Raw genomic sequence first — 16,112 nt, forward strand, 5'->3', positions numbered from 1 at the left:
TTTTTTTTTATTAATTTACAGGATTTTCACTTTTTTTTAGTGAAAATTGGAAATTATTTTTTTATAATTTACAGTATCTATGTGATACTTTGATTTGTGTGGTCATTATATTTAAATAAAAATAGTCCATTTTTTTTACTTTTATAGGGTTTAAAAATAGATACACAAATTATGCGAATAGGATATAAAAGAATATTTTTGATATATTTGTACTTCTTATTTAATATAATCAAGGCAATAAACGTTTATCATGCATTTAAATTATTGGTACATGAATCAAGGAGTTTGTCATTTCAGTAGCATTTTCAGTGGTATTTTGTTCTGGAATTTCATAGACAAGTGTGGGGTAACCTTCATTTGCAATAGGATTTGAAACTCGTATTACGGAGGCCGCTTTATATGGTGTATTTTTGGGGACTGATAATAATTAAATGAAGGCAGCGTTTTTTTAACATTTTTGGCGAGTGCTACTGATCTGTTATCCCTAGATGGTGTTGCAATATAAAAACCATCTCCATAACCCTGCCCGTGGGCGTGGAAGATAATTACAAGTTTATAATCTGATTTTTTAATATTTGGGATGATATACTGTGCTGCAAGCCATTTACCGTTATTTTTTCTGCGGTAAATTTATCTGGATTGTCTAAAACATGTATGATGTAGTCGGTTATTTCGATGTCATGTTTTGATGCATAATTTTTGATTAAAGATTCTATGGGGGATATTGCTATTTTTTCACGGGGATGTATGCCTGTAATTACGGCTATTTTAGGTTGATTTGGGTTATTTGATGCATAAACCTCTTTTGTAACATAACCTCTATTATCTGAACCAATAACTGTACTGTTGGAGTTACTGATATTAGTTAATACATATAAGGTTCCGGCTATTCCAATAATGCTAAAACAGATTATAAATACTAAAAGTTTGTATTTGCCCATCCACGCTGCCTCCAAACTTACAAAGTGAGTATGAGGCTTGCTTAAAATTTAAAAAATTATAAAATAAATGAATTAAACGTTAAATTGAGCTAAAGAATCCTTTACATTAATGTTGTTAAGTGAAGAAGCTATCTTTTGATTACTGAATACTGAATTAATATTGGGCTTAATGTTTAAATCCTCTTCTCCAAGGAATCTTTTGCCTGGAATCACTGGTAAGTCATTACCATTTATTTTAGTTCCCATGTATTGAATGTCATCTGGATTTCCTCTGGGACCTCCTAAAAATGCTCCTCCATCGAAAGAAGCCCAAATATTGATTTTTGCAGAATTATAATCGTAAGTAATGACGTCTCGACGAGATTGTCCATAGATATCATTACCTATTATTTTTATTGCTGCCTTGCCGGGATCACTGCTGAACCTGTTGAATTTACCTTTGCCGTAATATCTGGGGTTATTGGGTACTTTGATGTAATCTCCATTTTTCATTTTGAATAGTTTGATTATGCTTTTATGAACCCTGTAATCACATGCAGTTATTCCCACACTGTCATCAGGTGATTTTATTAGGAAATGTCCCCATCCATTTCGTTCTATAATGGTATTTGCCATGTTCATATCTCCCTTTTCAATATAACCCTTTGAAATTATATCACTTGCAAGTTGCTCTAGGCGTTTAGTTGTATCAGGGTCATCTTTTCCTCCAATACCAATTATCCATCCATTTTGAGTAATTATGGTATGGGTGAAATATCCTCGTTGGGTTTTATACTCTTTAATTGCAGTTTGACCGTTGAAATTTATTTTATCAATCAGTATATTTGCAAAATTAACTGAATCTCTTCTGTAGGAAAGTACATCACGGCCTGGCCTTACATGAACTAAAACGGAACAACATCCAGTATCATTGAAGGTATCATTTGAGCCAAGTTCTGCATTTTCATTTGTGGAATTTAATTTAGAAACTTTATTTAAATCAACTATATTCTGTAATTTAGATTCTTCTATTTGGGTTGATAAATCAGATGCTATTATTGAAAATAGTAATAAGAGGGATAGTATTCCAATAATAAAATTTATAATCTTGCTTTTCATATAATACGACCTAATTTAAATAAATTTAACCAAAAATTTGATATATTCTGACCTAATGGGTGAGATGTTTCTCGAAAATATCAGTCATTTATTATTTTAATTAACTTTATTATTACTAATTTAAATAATAATGGGTTTTTTATAAGTCAAAATTGTAAAATGGGTCTTTAGCGCTGAAAAAGTAGATTTAAAATCTAATTTTGATATTATGTAAGAAATAATGCCTTTTTTAATTTGATATATGTATAATAAAAATATTAAACGTGCATAGGCACAAATCGTTAAAAACTAATTTTTATCCTGATTTATCAAAAATAGGGTTAATTAGTCTGTGATAAAAAATGTAAAATATGTTTTAGTTTCAAAATTAGTGGTTTATAGAGCCTTAAATTAAACACTGGCTTTAGTTTATATTAAAATGACAATTATGAGATTAAATTTAAGCTTTTAAAGTGTTTGATGGAACTGAATTCAGTAAAGACCTCCATTTATATAGTTGGTAATTTTATCTGTTGTAGATTGATGTATTTTCCTTATTACGGCTTTATTACCTTCAAATTTAATCAGAACTGCAAATACTCCAAGATCATGAAGATAATGCAGAAAATCTTCAGCCTCTTCAGCGTTAGCTACATCAATTATTAAATTTTCACCTGCAGTATTTCCAGAGGCCACATTTTTAATTGTATCTATCATTGGGTATAAAATTGCTTCTCCAAGCCTATGTGCTCTTTTTTCAAGTTCTTCTTTGTTTTCTTTCATTTCAAATGCCTGAAAACCTTCTCTTATCACTCTACTAAAGAAAAAATCTCTTCCAAAGTCAAATGGATAGGTGAATGCATAACGGAGTTCATCGTCATGTGCCTCTGAAGAAGTATATTTTAAGGGCGGAATTTCCATAGAAGGGTCTTTAATTACAATTCCCTCTCTGCCGACACTTCCTATTTCTTTAATCACTTTTTTAATGATAGATAGTGCCTCATTAACTTCATATATTCCAATAAGCCGTACAATAGGTAAACCATACTTTTCAAGTAATTCTGTTTTTTCTTTAATGGACATTGGCTCATTTGAGACTTTTTTGCGTATATCAAATACTCTAAACCCTATATCTCCAACTTCTTCGTAATAATGGGCCACGTATGGATTTTCAGTACCAAGCATTTCTCCACATATAACTAGATCTGGATTGTCGTTAAAGAAATCTTTTAAGTCCATAATTTCTAACGCTTTTTTTGTAGTATATGGGCATACATACCCCCGCCTTGTTATAGCAATTATTTCGTCGCCTATTGATGCTATACGTACGTTGTATCCATTCATTTTTTCTTCAAGAGCGATTTTATCCTTGAAATGATTTTTAAGAGTTGGTGAAAGCATTAATGTTCTTCTTATTTTGGGAAAGCCTCTTATTACTTCGATTTTATTCCTAAAATAAATTACAGTTCCTGTTTCCATTACGCCAACGTCTTTTTTAAACTGCATGGCGGGAAATCCATGGAATTCAAAAAATTTAATAATGCCTGTTTTAATTGCATGATCTAGTTTCTCTGCTTTCACGTGCAGGATCTCGTGAAGTTTTTTATCTAAAAAATTTTCTATAACAACTTTAGATTCTAGATCACAGGTAGAACAATGAAAAAAAAAGTGGGTGAGGGAGTTATTCCTCCTCCAATCTATGTTCATATTTTTATTGCAGCTGGGGCATTTGACTTCGGGTAAAATTCAGTAAACCTCCTCTAATTCTGCAATGAAGTTCATAAGGTCGGTTTTAGTGATCATACCTGTAATTTCTCCGGTGTCGCTTGTAACAGGTACTCCGCTGAAGTCTTCATCTATCATAAAGGTTGAAGCATCAGCTATTGTTTTTTCTTCGTTGATTGTCCTTACATTCTGAGTCATTATATCTTCTACAATGAGATTTCTTATCCTTGCAGCCTGATACTTGTCAGGGACAATTTTTCTAAAGGATATCATTGAATCTGCTATGTCTTTAGCAGTTAGAATTCCTTCAATTTCATCGCCGTTCATTACGGGTAGCCTTCCAATATCCTCATCAATTAATATTCTTCTTGCATGAACCAGCCTATCTCCTGGATTTACAGTCATTACATCAGTTTGCATCCTGTCTTTTATGTAAGTCTTATTATAAGGTATTCCCTGGCATGTTTTAATGAAGTCAGTTTTTGTAATGATACCTATGATTTCTCCGTCCTCTACAATGGGTATTCCGCCAATTTTGTTTTCAATCATTATTTTGGCAGCTTTTCCCAGATTTTCAGCCGCATTTAAAGTTATAGGATCTGGAGTCATAACTGTGGATACATGGAAATGTGAAGGGGGCATATTACCATATCTGGATGAACCAAGCCGTAATGCAATATCTTTTTCAGTTATAATTCCTACTAATTCTCTTTCATGGTCGTTGTTGGTGTTTATGACAGGCAGCCGTGAAATTTTATGTTTTTTCATGAGTTTTAATGCATCATTAAGGTTCTGATCTTTATCTACTACAACAACTTTGGAACTCATTATATCTTTTATGTGCATACTATTCACTCCGCTTTACAAATATATAACCAAATTTAAGCTTTTTTACTGAATTCCTTTAATAATATCTGTTTTTGTAATTATTCCAACAAGAGAATCGTCTTCAACAACAGGAAGATGACTTATATAGTTGTTACACATCAATTGGGCAGCCTCTGATGCATCTATATCTTTGCTGATTTTAACAACATCTTCGGTCATTATATCTTCTGCAGTTAACATGGATAGGTCTCTAGCTTTTCTTTTTTCTTCCCCTTCTACTCCCTGTCTTACAAAGTAGACCCTTTCAACACTTACTCCTGTATCGGGATCATTTACCTCAGCAAAGGAGATATTGGATGGAGTTATAATACCTGCAATTTCATTATCAAACATTACAACAAGTCCATCTATGTTATTTTCATTCATAACGCTTATGACGTGAGTTATAGTATGGTTTTGATTTACAGTTACTACATCTTTGGTCATAAGATCTGAAACTTTCCACTTGTTATGGAATTTGGATGCATAAAATTTCATGAGGTCCGTTTTTGTAATAATTCCTGCTAAACCTTCATCATCTACAACTGGAACTGAACTTATTTTATCCCTCAGCATAGTTTCAACAGCTTCTTTCAGGTCGCTGTCGGCATCTATTGTTATAAGGCCATTGCTCATAACTCTTCTGATGGATATTGTATCTATGGGCCTCCTTTTCCATGTAGGGCCATTTCCTCTTAATTTACGTGTTAAATCTTTTTCTGTAACAATTCCAATTGGATTATCATCTCGGTCTGTAACTATGACTCTGCTAACTCCGTGTTTTAGCATAATTTTCCTTGCGTGGGCTACCTGTTCAGTTTCATGAATTAAAAATACTTCGTCATTCATTACATCTTTTACTAACATTTTACCACCATGAAGCTATTAATCCTGTATTTATAATGCAGCGAGAATTTCATCCGCTTATTACCCTTAAAATATCGCTTTCTGTTATTATACCAATTAAATCGCTATTTCTAACTACGGGGAGCCCTCCAATACCTTTAGTCTCCATTATACTACATATTTCGCCTAATCGTGTTTGGGAATTGGTGGTGACCACGTCATTAATCATAATGTCTGAAAGCGTGGTATTCAGGATTTCTTCAGCATCATTTGTGACTAATTTTTCAAATGCAGTATTATTACCTAAGAATTTTAAGATATCTGTTGAAGTAACAATTCCAACAAGCTTATCATTTTCAGGGTGAGGTGTTTTTCGTTCTTCTCCAATTACAGGGATCCTTCTAAGTTTATTTCTAACCATAATTTTAGATGCCCCTTCAATTCGGGTTCCAGGAGTAGTTGTTATAAGTGATGTTGTCATGAAATCTTCCACAATTTCATCAGTTAAGACTCCTGAGAGGAGAAATACAAAATCTCTTTCAGAGATTATTCCTACAATTTTTTCATCTGAATCTATTATTGGGAATGCACCGACTTCTTTTTTCAGCATTTTTGAAACTGCATCACCAATGGAACTTTTATGACTTAAAACCTCTACATTACTTGTCATAATTTCTCTTACAGGATCATTTATGGCGGATAAAAAATTACCGTCGTGTTTTTTTTCTAAAATTTGATACTTGTCTCCACCACCTAAAAAGTCAAGTATGTCCATGGCTGTCACAATTCCACGGATTTTTCCGGTCCCTGGGTCTGTAATTGGGAGCCTTCTAAATTTGTTTTTTACCATTATTTCTGCGGATTCTTTGATTGTAGCACTTTGAGGTACTGTTACTACTTCTCTTTTGGCGATGCTCATAATATCGCCTTCGTGTTCTGTTATATGGGTTTCAAACTCCAATGGAGCTCTTTCTCTAGATTTTACTATATTTATTAGTTCTTTTCTTCTCATGAGTACACCTCATATGAAACTAAACCTGAAGTAATCTCTAAAAATAAATTTGAATTATTTAAGTCATGTAAATAATATTTTAAAATCAATTTATATACGACCCCAAAACATCTTCCCTTGTTATTATTCCAACAAGTTCTGCTTCTCTTACTCTTTCGGGTTCTTTTTTAATGTGCACTGGATGATCAACTACAGGTAATCTTCCAATATTATATTTAATCATCAATTTTGCAGCCTCTTTAATGTCCTTATCTTCGGTGATGACTAATGGGGGGGTTTTCATAACACTTTCTACCTTTGTAGGCTTTTTAACTCCTCCCTCTTTGGAAAGTCTTACATGGCCAGAATTTATAATATCTTTTCTGGTTATCATGCCTATTATTTTTTTCTTTTTAAGTACGGGGAGTCCAGAATATCCGGTATCGTCCATTTTATCCCATACTTTTGATAAAGGATCATCATAGTTGCATGTAACAACGTTTCGTGTTGTTGATTCGCCTACATTCCGCTTTTTAGGCTTTACTTCTCTATCTACTAAATTCTCAAGAATATCAGCTACACTTACCATTCCTACAACAGTCATATCATCTTCTGATTTAACAACAGGTGCCTGAATAATATCTGCATTTATTATTTGTTTTCCAATTTCGTTAATATCTACTTCTGGTGTTGTAATGACCTTGGGGTGTTCCATAATCCCGCGGGCTTCAATATTTGATTTTGTTGCAGAGATGCGCATCATGTCTCCACGAGTTATTGTTCCTTCTAAATGCTTTCCAGAAACTACAGGAACACATCTAAAGCTTTCATCTCTTAATATAGATCTAACCTTAGTTACACTCGTATTTACAGAAACTGTGACAGGATTAGGTGTCATAACATCTCCAACATTGTTCAAATTAAATCACCTTCTAAATCTTCTTTACAGTCTTCACAGACAAATTTTCCATCAATTTCGTCTAAATCATCCATAAAGTTTCCACATGCCTCACAAACTCCAGGTACAGGCGGATTTATATTTTCATGACCTATTTGATTTTTTTGATTTTCCATTCTTGCATTTTCAACAAGAATTTCAGTCAGTTCTGGAGAAACGGCCATTATGTCTTTTGCAGTTAATATGCCTTTAAGAACTCCTTCTTTTACCACAGCTAACCGCCTAATATTCATTTTTGACATAAATCGAGCAGCTTCATTTAATTCTCTTCCAGGATCGATTTTTATAAGGTTTTTGGTCATTATTGCATCGACGGATATCTCACTGGCTTTGATATCATGAGCAACAACTTTGTTGATGATATCTGTTTCTGTAACTATTCCTTCTGGTTCGTTGTTGTTTTTTACTATTAAACAACCCACTTCATTTTGGCTCATTAAATAGGCAGCATCTGCAGCGCTGTTTTCGGAGCTTACGGTGACTACATTTGATGTCATTGCATCATTTACTGTGACTTTTGTTTCCATTTCCATTTTTAAACACCTTAACGTACTTTCAGAAGTTTATGAACTTGAGGTATTGTTAATACATCTAAATAGTTTCCTACCACTTCAGAGAATTCAAATAACTTTGCATTGTTCGCTATCCAGTAATTGAGTGGATATGCAGGTTGAATAACCATTGATAACTTGGAAGCATCTGAAATTTCATCAAGTATCTTTGAAGCTATCAGTTCTATTGCATCAACTTTTGTAGAGGGCAGTATAACTATCTTACAATATATATTTGTTTTATTATCTATTAATAGATTTAGTGATTTTAATTCATCTTTAAATAGGTTATCCCAATTAGAAGTTGAACGATGCTCCGGTAATTTAATATCTAAAGAAGCATATTTAATTAACTCTGCTATTTTCTCCATTTCATTTGGTAATGAACCATTGGTTTCAAGCAGGCAGTCAAAATCATATTTTTCTAAAAATGATCTTATAAAGTCTGCATGCAGTAATGGCTCTCCGCCTGTTAAAGAAATAGAATGAAAATCAGGAGTCATTAAATTAGTTACAGAATTAAAAAGTTGTTCTTCTGAAAAAGAGGATCCACTTGTAGGATCTAAGCCTTGGGGGGTATCACAGTAATTACAGTGAAGATTACATCCAGAAAATCTTACAAAAATTTGCCTTCTTCCAATTAGTTTGCCTTCACCCTGAATGCTTGAGAAAATCTCATTTATATGGGCTTTCATTTATGGTCACCACATTAGTTATGCAGTCATTCACATGTTTGGAAGTAGGCACCTTGTCCAATGCCTTCGTTTACACAAATTTGAACACTTGAGACACTATTATTTGATGCCTTTAAGTATTTAAATGTTTCTTCGGCAAAGTATTCCGCCAGATCTTCTGCAGAGGTTGATTTGAGTTCTAAAAGGCAACAATCTTCCAGAGGAAGTTTGTATTCTTTTTCACCTATTTTAAATTCTACAGATTTGTCATCTTTATGTGTAAATTCAATAACATCGCTGTTGCATGGAATTAAAACCTTATGATCAAATTTTGAGCAAATCTCTCTCACAATTTTTTTTGCCTGTTTAAAATCAACCACAAATCCGAATTCTCCACTTCTTTCTCCTTCCACAGTTAGATCGACGATGTAAGAATGTCCGTGTATTCCGCCGCATGATTCGTGTAAAGGGATCATGTGTGCTGATGAGAATCTTAAGTTAGCGTGTATTCCATTTATCTCTATTTTCATTATATATCCTCGTAATACTTTAAATTAAGTAATATTACTTTATAATTATTTATTTCATTAAATACTAGATTACAAATTTAATTTTATAGTTTAAGAGCATTAAATGTATTGGTTAAAATACTCTGGTTTTTGTGATATCTTCTTCAATAGATTCAATTTCATTAATATAACTTTCGCATATTTTATCAATTATGCCATCTATTTTTTTATCATCCATGTCTTCCAGGCATTCGTAAAGCCCTATGGTTTTTACATCATTAGGAGTACCTTTATTTATAACATTCATCCCGAAATGTATTTTCATGCTGCTGTTGGAGCATGTTGCTATGGAAATACTGAGTTTTTTGTTTTCAAAATAGATGTCATCACCTTCACGGGTTGTATTAATACCTAATTCACTTAAAATATCTTTAACTATCATTACAAGTATCCTCTGTCTGTGGTAACATGTCTTCAGGTCTGCAGGCTGGCGGTCAAAATGTTCTACTATAAAGTGCATCATTTTGTCAGCTTTTATTTCAAGGCCCACATCTTCATAGTCTATGAGTTCTTCTGGTTCTATATTTAGGGGTCCTATCCATGCTACAATACTGGATCCTTTAACTTTATGTTCTGTAAACGCCCAAAATGGTTGAATGGGGCTACCATCATAAATTAATCCTTCTTCTAACTTTTTATATTTCATGATTTCACTTTATCTTTTATTATAATCATCATTATGTTTAATCATCAATAATTAACTCTTTATAACCTGTTTCTGGGTCAAATACTCTTCTAAAAATTTTATCTGATTTTAAGATACCAATTTCTGCAGTGGTATTGATTATGCAGCCGTCACCTAAATGGCCTCCAAATACATGACCTTCTGCATTTGAAATTGATATGTGTACATGGACGCCGTCTGCTGAAATGGTACCTTCAGCTGATACAATCTCAAATGGCCCTTCAAATGTCTTATAATTACCATTTGCCATTCTTAATGTGGCTGAATTTAAACTGCCGACCATGCAGATTATAATACCTGATTTGATTCTATTCTGCTTGGATATGTTAATAATGCCTTTTTTAAGGTTTTCTTGAGGTTTTAGTCTTGAGATTATCATAGCTTAAATTGTATTAATTCAGTTAATTTCTAAATTCATTGAAAAATATTCGAAGTATTTATTATTTATAAATAGACTATCGAAAGTATTTACACTATTTCATTTTAGAAATTATAATTATATTTAATATATGACTTAGAAAAAAAATTATAATCTTGTATCTACGGCAAAAATGAAAGTATATTTACTAATTTTTGGGTTTAACTTTGTTAATAATGCCTTTTTGTTCTATATGGAAAATATTGTAAAAAGTTTCCTTCCTATTCCAAAATAAAATCATTATTAAAGTTAAAGATGTCATAACAGTCATTAATAAACCTATATATGGATTTAATTGAGCTGTAAATATGGATGGTAAATTACCAAAACTTGCAGTAGGAGTGTTGATTATAGCTGTTGTAAATACATTATTTGAAATATGAACACCTACCGCTGTTTCAATTCTATTTTCTCTTAAAGTTATTATACCTACCATCATTCCGAAAATAAATGAATCCAAAACTAGACAAATGCCCATATTTATATTATTTGTATTAAAAAAATGAAAAATCCCAAATAAAATTGATGTAACTAAAAGGGCTACAATTGGTTTTTTTGACAGCAATTTCATTCCTTGCATTAAATATCCACGAAAAAATATTTCTTCAAAAGAAGCTCGTATAATAAATGCAATTAAACTTAAGATTAACAAGTTTCCAAATGCATTTAAATCAAAAGATAGATTATATGTTGTTGGATACAAGAGTAATGACAAAGTGGTAAAAATACATAGAATTAACAACCAAAGAATCGCACCTTTTATAATTTTTATCCAATTTATTTTGGAATATGTGCTGATAAACGATATGAGTTTTTTGTGATGAATAAATCTTATTAAAACATAAAAAACTAAAAATGAAACTGTAGAACTGATAATTAACAATACAAATGTAAATAACTGATTTGAAATTATATCAAAATTAAAATTTATAATAAATATAAAAATTAAAGTTAATATGATTGTTATTAATGGTAAAGAGATAAATACGATTAAATACCGCCACCAGTTATTCTTACCTTCATATACGTTATTTAAAAATGATTTTTGGTACATATTATTGCCTTTATATTATATTTTTTCATAGTTCTAGTTGAACATAATTCTTTCTTTATCAAGATGTGACATCAAATAAAAGATTAATGTAAATAATACAATGGATACTGTAATGCTAAAAATTACTGTCCACCAATTGGTTATAGGTTCTGTGGTTGTGGGCGTCAAAAAGCTGCGTGATATAAAGAATATGCCTATGAATGCTGCAATTGCTATGAAAAATAGCAATTCCATTATTCTTTGCCAACTAACGAATCTTAAAATAGCCCAACCTGTGAATGCTACATAAATTATGGGAGTGATCGGAGCAACAAAGATTATCATTACCCATGAGGCTGTTGATGGAATGAGAATTGAACTTGAGTCGCCTAAAATCATCCATATCAAAGAAAAAGTAAGTATAGTGAGTATAGCTAAAGGATAACTAAGTAAAAAAATTGCAACTATTTTGCCTGCCCAAACAGTAGTTAATTTAACAGGGGTGGTTAATATTGTTTCAAATTTTCTAAACAATTTTTCATCAGCAAATTTCTCTTTAACAAATTGTTCATTAAACAACCACATTGCAAATGCAGGTAATATGATCAAAAATATTTCTAAACCAAAGTTTTTTATAACATTTGAGTCTTGAATTGGTGATTGATTAATAATAGAATAAAAAAGATAAACTCCTATGCATGAAAAAAAGACAGAATATACAATTAATCCTCCCCAATAATTTTTACGCTCTAAAACTTCAGTTATTTCCTTTAAGATAATTGTTATTAATTGTAGATTCATTTTTTCACCTGTTATTATCTGCAACCAAATTTAAATAAGCTTCTTCAAGGGAAGATTCAGATTTCCAAGTATCAACTATTTTTTGAGGATTTATTATTTCAAAAATGTTCAAGTCTTTTTTTGGATAAAAAGAAATTACCTGGCCATCTATTTTAATATTATATCCAAAATTTTGCAATTTTTTGGCGAATATTTGGGTATCTTCTACAGATATCAGACGTACCTGCAGTTTACGTGCTCCAAATGTGCTAAGAATATCATTCAAAGCACCATATGAGATCACTTCTCCTTTATTTAATATGGCAATGTTTGAGCAGGTTTTTTGCACTTCATCTAAGTCGTGAGAAGAAAAAAAGATAGTTTTATCATTTTGTGCTAACTCTTTCATCATTTCTCTAATTAAATACCGTGATTCTGGATCAACTCCAGAAGTTGGTTCATCTAATATTAAAATTTGAGGATCGGATACTAAAGCTCTTGCAAAAGCTAACCTTTTGCGCATACCATGTGAATATTTTTCAACTTGGACATTAGCCCATTTAGATAGGTTCATAGCGCCAATTACCTCGTTTGCAGATTTTCTTGCTCTTTGATTATTCATATTGTGCAGGTTGGCCCAAAAAAGGATATTCTGTAGCCCTGTTAATTTTTCATATAGTCCATCTATTTCTAGCATGGCCCCCACGAGATTTCTCATCTGCATTACATTATTGTTATTAATGTATGGATTTTGTTCTAATACTCTGACATCTCCTGAAGATGGTTTAATAAGACCTAAAATTAGTTTTATAGTGGTAGTTTTCCCTGAACCATTAGGGCCAAGATATCCAAATATCTGTCCCTTCTTGACTTTGAGTGAAATTCCATTTAGGGCTTTGAAGTCCCCATAAATCTTATGGACATTATTCAAGCTCATAACTGTGTCTGACAATCTTTTGAGCCTCCTTCAACATTGAAGATACTTTCTTGGTTTTTCCCCATGGGCAAGAGTTTCCTATTTCATGATATTTTTGTATTCCTCGAGCTAGACAGTGTCCACAATAATCGATATTTTCACATAAGCCGCATATTTCTGGTCTAGGATCTTCCACTTCGGGCATAATTAGTGGTAAGCTCCTTGAGAATATTGTATTTAAATCTTCACTGTAAACATTACCTAAATATAGATCATTTGGATTGGACATTGGACACATTTTTACATTGCCATTAGGAGTAATACATATTGATCTGCTACCTGCTCCGCAATTTAAGTGTTCATCTTCATGTATTTGTTTAGTAAGAGCTTCGGGAGCATCAAATACAAAATCTCCAAATTCTTTTTTAAGCATATCTGCTTCATTAAGTAATTCTGAAAGTTTTCCTGAAGAAAAGATTAAATCATTTGATTGGCCACGTCCCATGGGAACTACTGTTGCTATTATAAATTTTGTCGCTCCTAGCGTTTTAGCTAATTTGGCAGTGTTTCGAACTTGATTTAGGTTTTGAGGTGTCACTGTCATAGCAGCCCTGGTGATAAACCCTTCTTTACTTAAAATTTGAATTGCTCTTTTGGAATTCTCAAATGCCCCTTGTTTATCACAAAAAGTATCAACGTATCTTGGGTTATCTCCTTCTAGACTTATTTGAAAAAATAATCTATTTTTGAGTTTAGAGAATGGTTTAATGTGATCTTTATTCAATAAATATCCATTTGTATTGACTCCTATTAATGGGAAAAACTGTGAACAAAGTTTTAATATTGAAAGAAAATCCGGATGAGTTAAAGGTTCACCGCCAGTTAATTCAATTATTCGGATCCCAGAACGTGCTAAATCTGTTATAACTTCAAATAGCTTTTTTTTATCCCATAATTGCTCTTTATTTGGGCTACTTTCAGAATAGCAGTGTTTGCATGAAAAATTACAGTGGTAAGTAAGCTCAATTGAAACGTGAGTAGGTGTTGGAAAATTCCAGTTTCCAGTTACTCTAAAATTAGTTGATGTAGGTTGGTCGAATAGTTCAACAAAACTGGAATTCTCTAAATACAATTTGAATGTTTTAAACAAAAAAGCATAGTCATTAGGATTATTAACAAATTTTTTAACAATTTCATCTAAACTTATATTGCCATTACATGTTTCAAGTATTTTTGCAGCATCTGTATTTATTAAATAAACAGTATTATTACTTCCAAATGCAAATGGGTAAATAAAACTCTGCTTTGGCCCCAAATGTAATGCATAATCCTTTTTCAATGTAGGAAATATTTTATTCATATTCTGCCTCTATTAAATAATGGATACTTTCATCCCAAAAAACTAAAATTTATAATATTAGTGGTAACTGCTTTTAGCTACAACAGCAATTACGCCTAATGGTACTTTGTATTGCCATGTTGGGCAGAATCTACAAACTAAACAAGTTAAACACATAGATTGTGTTCCAATTGTTTCAGGTTGCATTATTTATCACCTCTTTTATTATTTATGATTAATATTGTAATCAAACATATAAACGTTATTATAGTACTAAATTTAGTTATTATTATACGATTTAAAATAAAAATAGATACATAAAATCAAAATTGTACTAATTACCAGTTTTGAACATGCATTGAAAATTATTAAGACTTAGTTCATTTATTTTCAAAAAAGTATTTTAAAGATAGAATTTATTAATATGTGAGGTATACTCTTTATTAAATTCAGAAACAACTGAAAATCATTGTAAAGGCTGAATTATTCAAAAAATAGTGCCGATATAATAATTGGCGTGTTAATAATATGAATAAAGCTAAATACTTAATTTAAAGAATTTTATAGACAAAATTTAAAATAGATGTTTTAATTAATTATTTTTTCTAGATAACGTGGTTATATTTATAATGTTTTAATTAACTAAATAAACTTATGAGAGCCAGAACAAGAGATTTCATATACACTAAAGACAATTTATTCTTTGCCACAACTTCTTATCTGCATCCAGAAGACAGGATTCTTTCATTTTTGAGATATGTCCCTGATCCTAATGGTAACAGGTCTAAGAATGGCCAGAAATATTCTAAAGTGGACTCTAAACAGGCTTACGATTTTTTAGGGGGTAAATATCCGGAATATCTTTTTGGGCCTGATGACAGTCTTAAGATGATGGGCGTCCCATTAAATAATGTTGAAAAAATATTAAAACCAGAAGAACGTTTAAATGAAATATTAAATAACTCAGATAATGATGAACTGCTTAAAAAGGTTGTTAAATTGGCGGGTATCTTCCATGATCAGGCGGGTATTCCTTATTCAAAAATGGGGGTTTCTGGTTCAATTTTGCCGGGTTTATATGATCCAGCCGTTTCTGATATAGATTTTGTATTTTACGGACTTAAAAACCACAGGAAGGCAATGGATACCTTTGGAGAAATTAAAGACAAGAGTGATTTGAAGAGTATAAGTGACAAATACTGGGAGCACTTATACGAAAAGAGAATAAAAGATGACACATTAAGCTATGAAGAGTTCAAGTGGTATGAAAAACGTAAAAATAATAGAGGCGTAATCGACGGTACTCTTTTTGATATTCTTTCCACTCGTGACTGGGATGAAATAACAGGAAAATATGGGGAAGAAAAATACGAATCTTTGGGCACTGTAAAGATAGAATGTAAGGTATCTGATGCCATAGCAGCATTTGATAACCCCGCTACTTACAAAATTGAAGATGTTAACATTTTAGAAGGTTCTGATGCTGATATAACTGAAATTGCCTCATTTACTCATACTTATTCTGGACAGGCAAAAGAGGGTGAAGAAATAATTGCAAAGGGTAAATTAGAAAAAGTTACTGATAAAAATGTGAGGTATAGGCTTGTAGTTGGCACAACTAGAGAAGCTTTAGATGAATACATCAAACTGACAAAATCTCCGATTTTGTCGCGTTAAAAATCAAAATTTTTAACAGTTGAAGGATAGAGCTTAGTTACTTAAACTTTCAAATTTGATTTTGC

At 31.8% G+C, this 16,112-nt stretch carries 18 protein-coding genes; 1 reads left to right on the plus strand and 17 read right to left on the minus strand.

What is annotated here, in order from left to right; translation table 11 throughout:
• Nucleotides 1-545 precede the first annotated feature (545 nt).
• From EJ01_RS16470 to EJ01_RS17970, 17 genes are all read right to left on the minus strand, one after another.
• Nucleotides 546-941, minus strand: a complete 396-nt coding sequence (locus tag EJ01_RS16470) for a hypothetical protein (protein ID WP_052375952.1) — start codon at nucleotides 939-941, stop codon at nucleotides 546-548.
• 72 nt (nucleotides 942-1,013) lie between these two features.
• Nucleotides 1,014-2,039 (minus strand): hypothetical protein, encoded by a 1,026-nt coding sequence (locus tag EJ01_RS07260; protein WP_052375954.1) that lies wholly within the window; start codon nucleotides 2,037-2,039, stop codon nucleotides 1,014-1,016.
• Between the two features lie 471 nt (nucleotides 2,040-2,510).
• Nucleotides 2,511-3,725, minus strand: a complete 1,215-nt coding sequence (locus tag EJ01_RS07265) for an RNA ligase (RefSeq protein WP_084689173.1) — start codon at nucleotides 3,723-3,725, stop codon at nucleotides 2,511-2,513.
• Nucleotides 3,726-3,764: 39 nt separating this feature from the next.
• Nucleotides 3,765-4,589, minus strand: a complete 825-nt coding sequence (locus EJ01_RS07270) for a CBS domain-containing protein (protein ID WP_048082048.1) — start codon at nucleotides 4,587-4,589, stop codon at nucleotides 3,765-3,767.
• 45 nt (nucleotides 4,590-4,634) lie between these two features.
• Nucleotides 4,635-5,477, minus strand: a complete 843-nt coding sequence (locus EJ01_RS07275; RefSeq protein ID WP_048082049.1) for a CBS domain-containing protein — start codon at nucleotides 5,475-5,477, stop codon at nucleotides 4,635-4,637.
• Nucleotides 5,478-5,526: 49 nt separating this feature from the next.
• On the minus strand, nucleotides 5,527-6,468 hold the full coding sequence (locus EJ01_RS07280) for a CBS domain-containing protein (protein WP_048082050.1): 942 nt from the start codon (nucleotides 6,466-6,468) through the stop codon (nucleotides 5,527-5,529).
• An 85-nt stretch (nucleotides 6,469-6,553) separates the two neighbouring features.
• Nucleotides 6,554-7,366: a CBS domain-containing protein gene (locus EJ01_RS07285; protein ID WP_048082051.1), complete on the minus strand. Its 813-nt coding sequence runs from the start codon at nucleotides 7,364-7,366 to the stop codon at nucleotides 6,554-6,556.
• Nucleotides 7,363-7,938 (minus strand): CBS domain-containing protein, encoded by a 576-nt coding sequence (locus tag EJ01_RS07290; protein ID WP_048082052.1) that lies wholly within the window; start codon nucleotides 7,936-7,938, stop codon nucleotides 7,363-7,365. The genes EJ01_RS07285 and EJ01_RS07290 overlap by 4 nt, the downstream gene beginning before the upstream one ends.
• Before the next feature lie 11 nt (nucleotides 7,939-7,949).
• Complete coding sequence (locus tag EJ01_RS07295; RefSeq protein WP_048082053.1) at nucleotides 7,950-8,651, minus strand: 7-carboxy-7-deazaguanine synthase QueE; 702 nt, start codon at nucleotides 8,649-8,651, stop codon at nucleotides 7,950-7,952.
• A gap of 26 nt (nucleotides 8,652-8,677) precedes the next feature.
• The gene (locus EJ01_RS07300; protein ID WP_048082054.1) at nucleotides 8,678-9,160 is read right to left on the minus strand and encodes a 6-carboxytetrahydropterin synthase; all 483 of its coding nucleotides are present in this window, start codon (nucleotides 9,158-9,160) and stop codon (nucleotides 8,678-8,680) included.
• A gap of 112 nt (nucleotides 9,161-9,272) precedes the next feature.
• On the minus strand, nucleotides 9,273-9,845 hold the full coding sequence (locus EJ01_RS07305; protein ID WP_048082055.1) for a DUF366 family protein: 573 nt from the start codon (nucleotides 9,843-9,845) through the stop codon (nucleotides 9,273-9,275).
• A 37-nt stretch (nucleotides 9,846-9,882) separates the two neighbouring features.
• Nucleotides 9,883-10,263 (minus strand): PPC domain-containing DNA-binding protein, encoded by a 381-nt coding sequence (locus EJ01_RS07310; RefSeq protein WP_048082056.1) that lies wholly within the window; start codon nucleotides 10,261-10,263, stop codon nucleotides 9,883-9,885.
• Between the two features lie 187 nt (nucleotides 10,264-10,450).
• Entirely contained in the window at nucleotides 10,451-11,356 is a 906-nt protein-coding gene (locus tag EJ01_RS16945; protein WP_048082057.1) for a CPBP family intramembrane glutamic endopeptidase, read from the minus strand.
• A gap of 33 nt (nucleotides 11,357-11,389) precedes the next feature.
• On the minus strand, nucleotides 11,390-12,136 hold the full coding sequence (locus tag EJ01_RS07320) for a hypothetical protein (protein ID WP_048082058.1): 747 nt from the start codon (nucleotides 12,134-12,136) through the stop codon (nucleotides 11,390-11,392).
• A 4-nt stretch (nucleotides 12,137-12,140) separates the two neighbouring features.
• Nucleotides 12,141-13,067, minus strand: coding sequence for an ABC transporter ATP-binding protein (locus tag EJ01_RS07325; protein ID WP_048192867.1), 927 nt, complete (start codon nucleotides 13,065-13,067; stop codon nucleotides 12,141-12,143).
• Nucleotides 13,039-14,391, minus strand: a complete 1,353-nt coding sequence (locus tag EJ01_RS07330) for a radical SAM/SPASM domain-containing protein (RefSeq protein ID WP_048082060.1) — start codon at nucleotides 14,389-14,391, stop codon at nucleotides 13,039-13,041. Before EJ01_RS07330 ends, EJ01_RS07325 begins: the two co-directional genes overlap by 29 nt.
• Nucleotides 14,392-14,448: 57 nt before the next feature.
• Nucleotides 14,449-14,577 (minus strand): hypothetical protein, encoded by a 129-nt coding sequence (locus EJ01_RS17970; RefSeq protein ID WP_269221174.1) that lies wholly within the window; start codon nucleotides 14,575-14,577, stop codon nucleotides 14,449-14,451.
• A 447-nt stretch (nucleotides 14,578-15,024) separates the two neighbouring features.
• On the opposite strand from EJ01_RS17970, the gene EJ01_RS07335 reads away from it, so the two are divergent.
• A complete protein-coding gene (locus tag EJ01_RS07335) occupies nucleotides 15,025-16,047 on the plus strand; it encodes a DNA polymerase subunit beta (RefSeq protein WP_048082061.1) in 1,023 nt (340 codons plus the stop codon).
• Nucleotides 16,048-16,112 lie beyond the last annotated feature (65 nt).

The organism is Methanobacterium veterum (assembly GCF_000745485.1).
GTDB lineage: Archaea > Methanobacteriota > Methanobacteria > Methanobacteriales > Methanobacteriaceae > Methanobacterium_D > Methanobacterium_D veterum.

Bases quoted from the DNA above. Each gene is read 5' to 3' on its own strand.
- EJ01_RS17970 (WP_269221174.1), bottom strand. From the start codon at position 14,577: ATGCAACCTGAAACAATTGGAACACAATCTATGTGTTTAACTTGTTTA.
- EJ01_RS07300 (WP_048082054.1), bottom strand. From the start codon at position 9,160: ATGAAAATAGAGATAAATGGAATACACGCTAACTTAAGATTCTCATCA.
- EJ01_RS07265 (WP_084689173.1), bottom strand. From the start codon at position 3,725: ATGAACATAGATTGGAGGAGGAATAACTCCCTCACCCACTTTTTTTTT.
- EJ01_RS07305 (WP_048082055.1), bottom strand. From the start codon at position 9,845: ATGAAATATAAAAAGTTAGAAGAAGGATTAATTTATGATGGTAGCCCC.
- EJ01_RS07310 (WP_048082056.1), bottom strand. From the start codon at position 10,263: ATGATAATCTCAAGACTAAAACCTCAAGAAAACCTTAAAAAAGGCATT.
- EJ01_RS07270 (WP_048082048.1), bottom strand. From the start codon at position 4,589: ATGCACATAAAAGATATAATGAGTTCCAAAGTTGTTGTAGTAGATAAA.
- EJ01_RS07290 (WP_048082052.1), bottom strand. From the start codon at position 7,938: ATGGAAATGGAAACAAAAGTCACAGTAAATGATGCAATGACATCAAAT.
- EJ01_RS07320 (WP_048082058.1), bottom strand. From the start codon at position 12,136: ATGAATCTACAATTAATAACAATTATCTTAAAGGAAATAACTGAAGTT.
- EJ01_RS16470 (WP_052375952.1), bottom strand. From the start codon at position 941: ATGGGCAAATACAAACTTTTAGTATTTATAATCTGTTTTAGCATTATT.
- EJ01_RS07280 (WP_048082050.1), bottom strand. From the start codon at position 6,468: ATGAGAAGAAAAGAACTAATAAATATAGTAAAATCTAGAGAAAGAGCT.
- EJ01_RS07275 (WP_048082049.1), bottom strand. From the start codon at position 5,477: ATGTTAGTAAAAGATGTAATGAATGACGAAGTATTTTTAATTCATGAA.
- EJ01_RS07330 (WP_048082060.1), bottom strand. From the start codon at position 14,391: ATGAATAAAATATTTCCTACATTGAAAAAGGATTATGCATTACATTTG.
- EJ01_RS07335 (WP_048082061.1), top strand. From the start codon at position 15,025: ATGAGAGCCAGAACAAGAGATTTCATATACACTAAAGACAATTTATTC.
- EJ01_RS07295 (WP_048082053.1), bottom strand. From the start codon at position 8,651: ATGAAAGCCCATATAAATGAGATTTTCTCAAGCATTCAGGGTGAAGGC.
- EJ01_RS07260 (WP_052375954.1), bottom strand. From the start codon at position 2,039: ATGAAAAGCAAGATTATAAATTTTATTATTGGAATACTATCCCTCTTA.
- EJ01_RS16945 (WP_048082057.1), bottom strand. From the start codon at position 11,356: ATGTACCAAAAATCATTTTTAAATAACGTATATGAAGGTAAGAATAAC.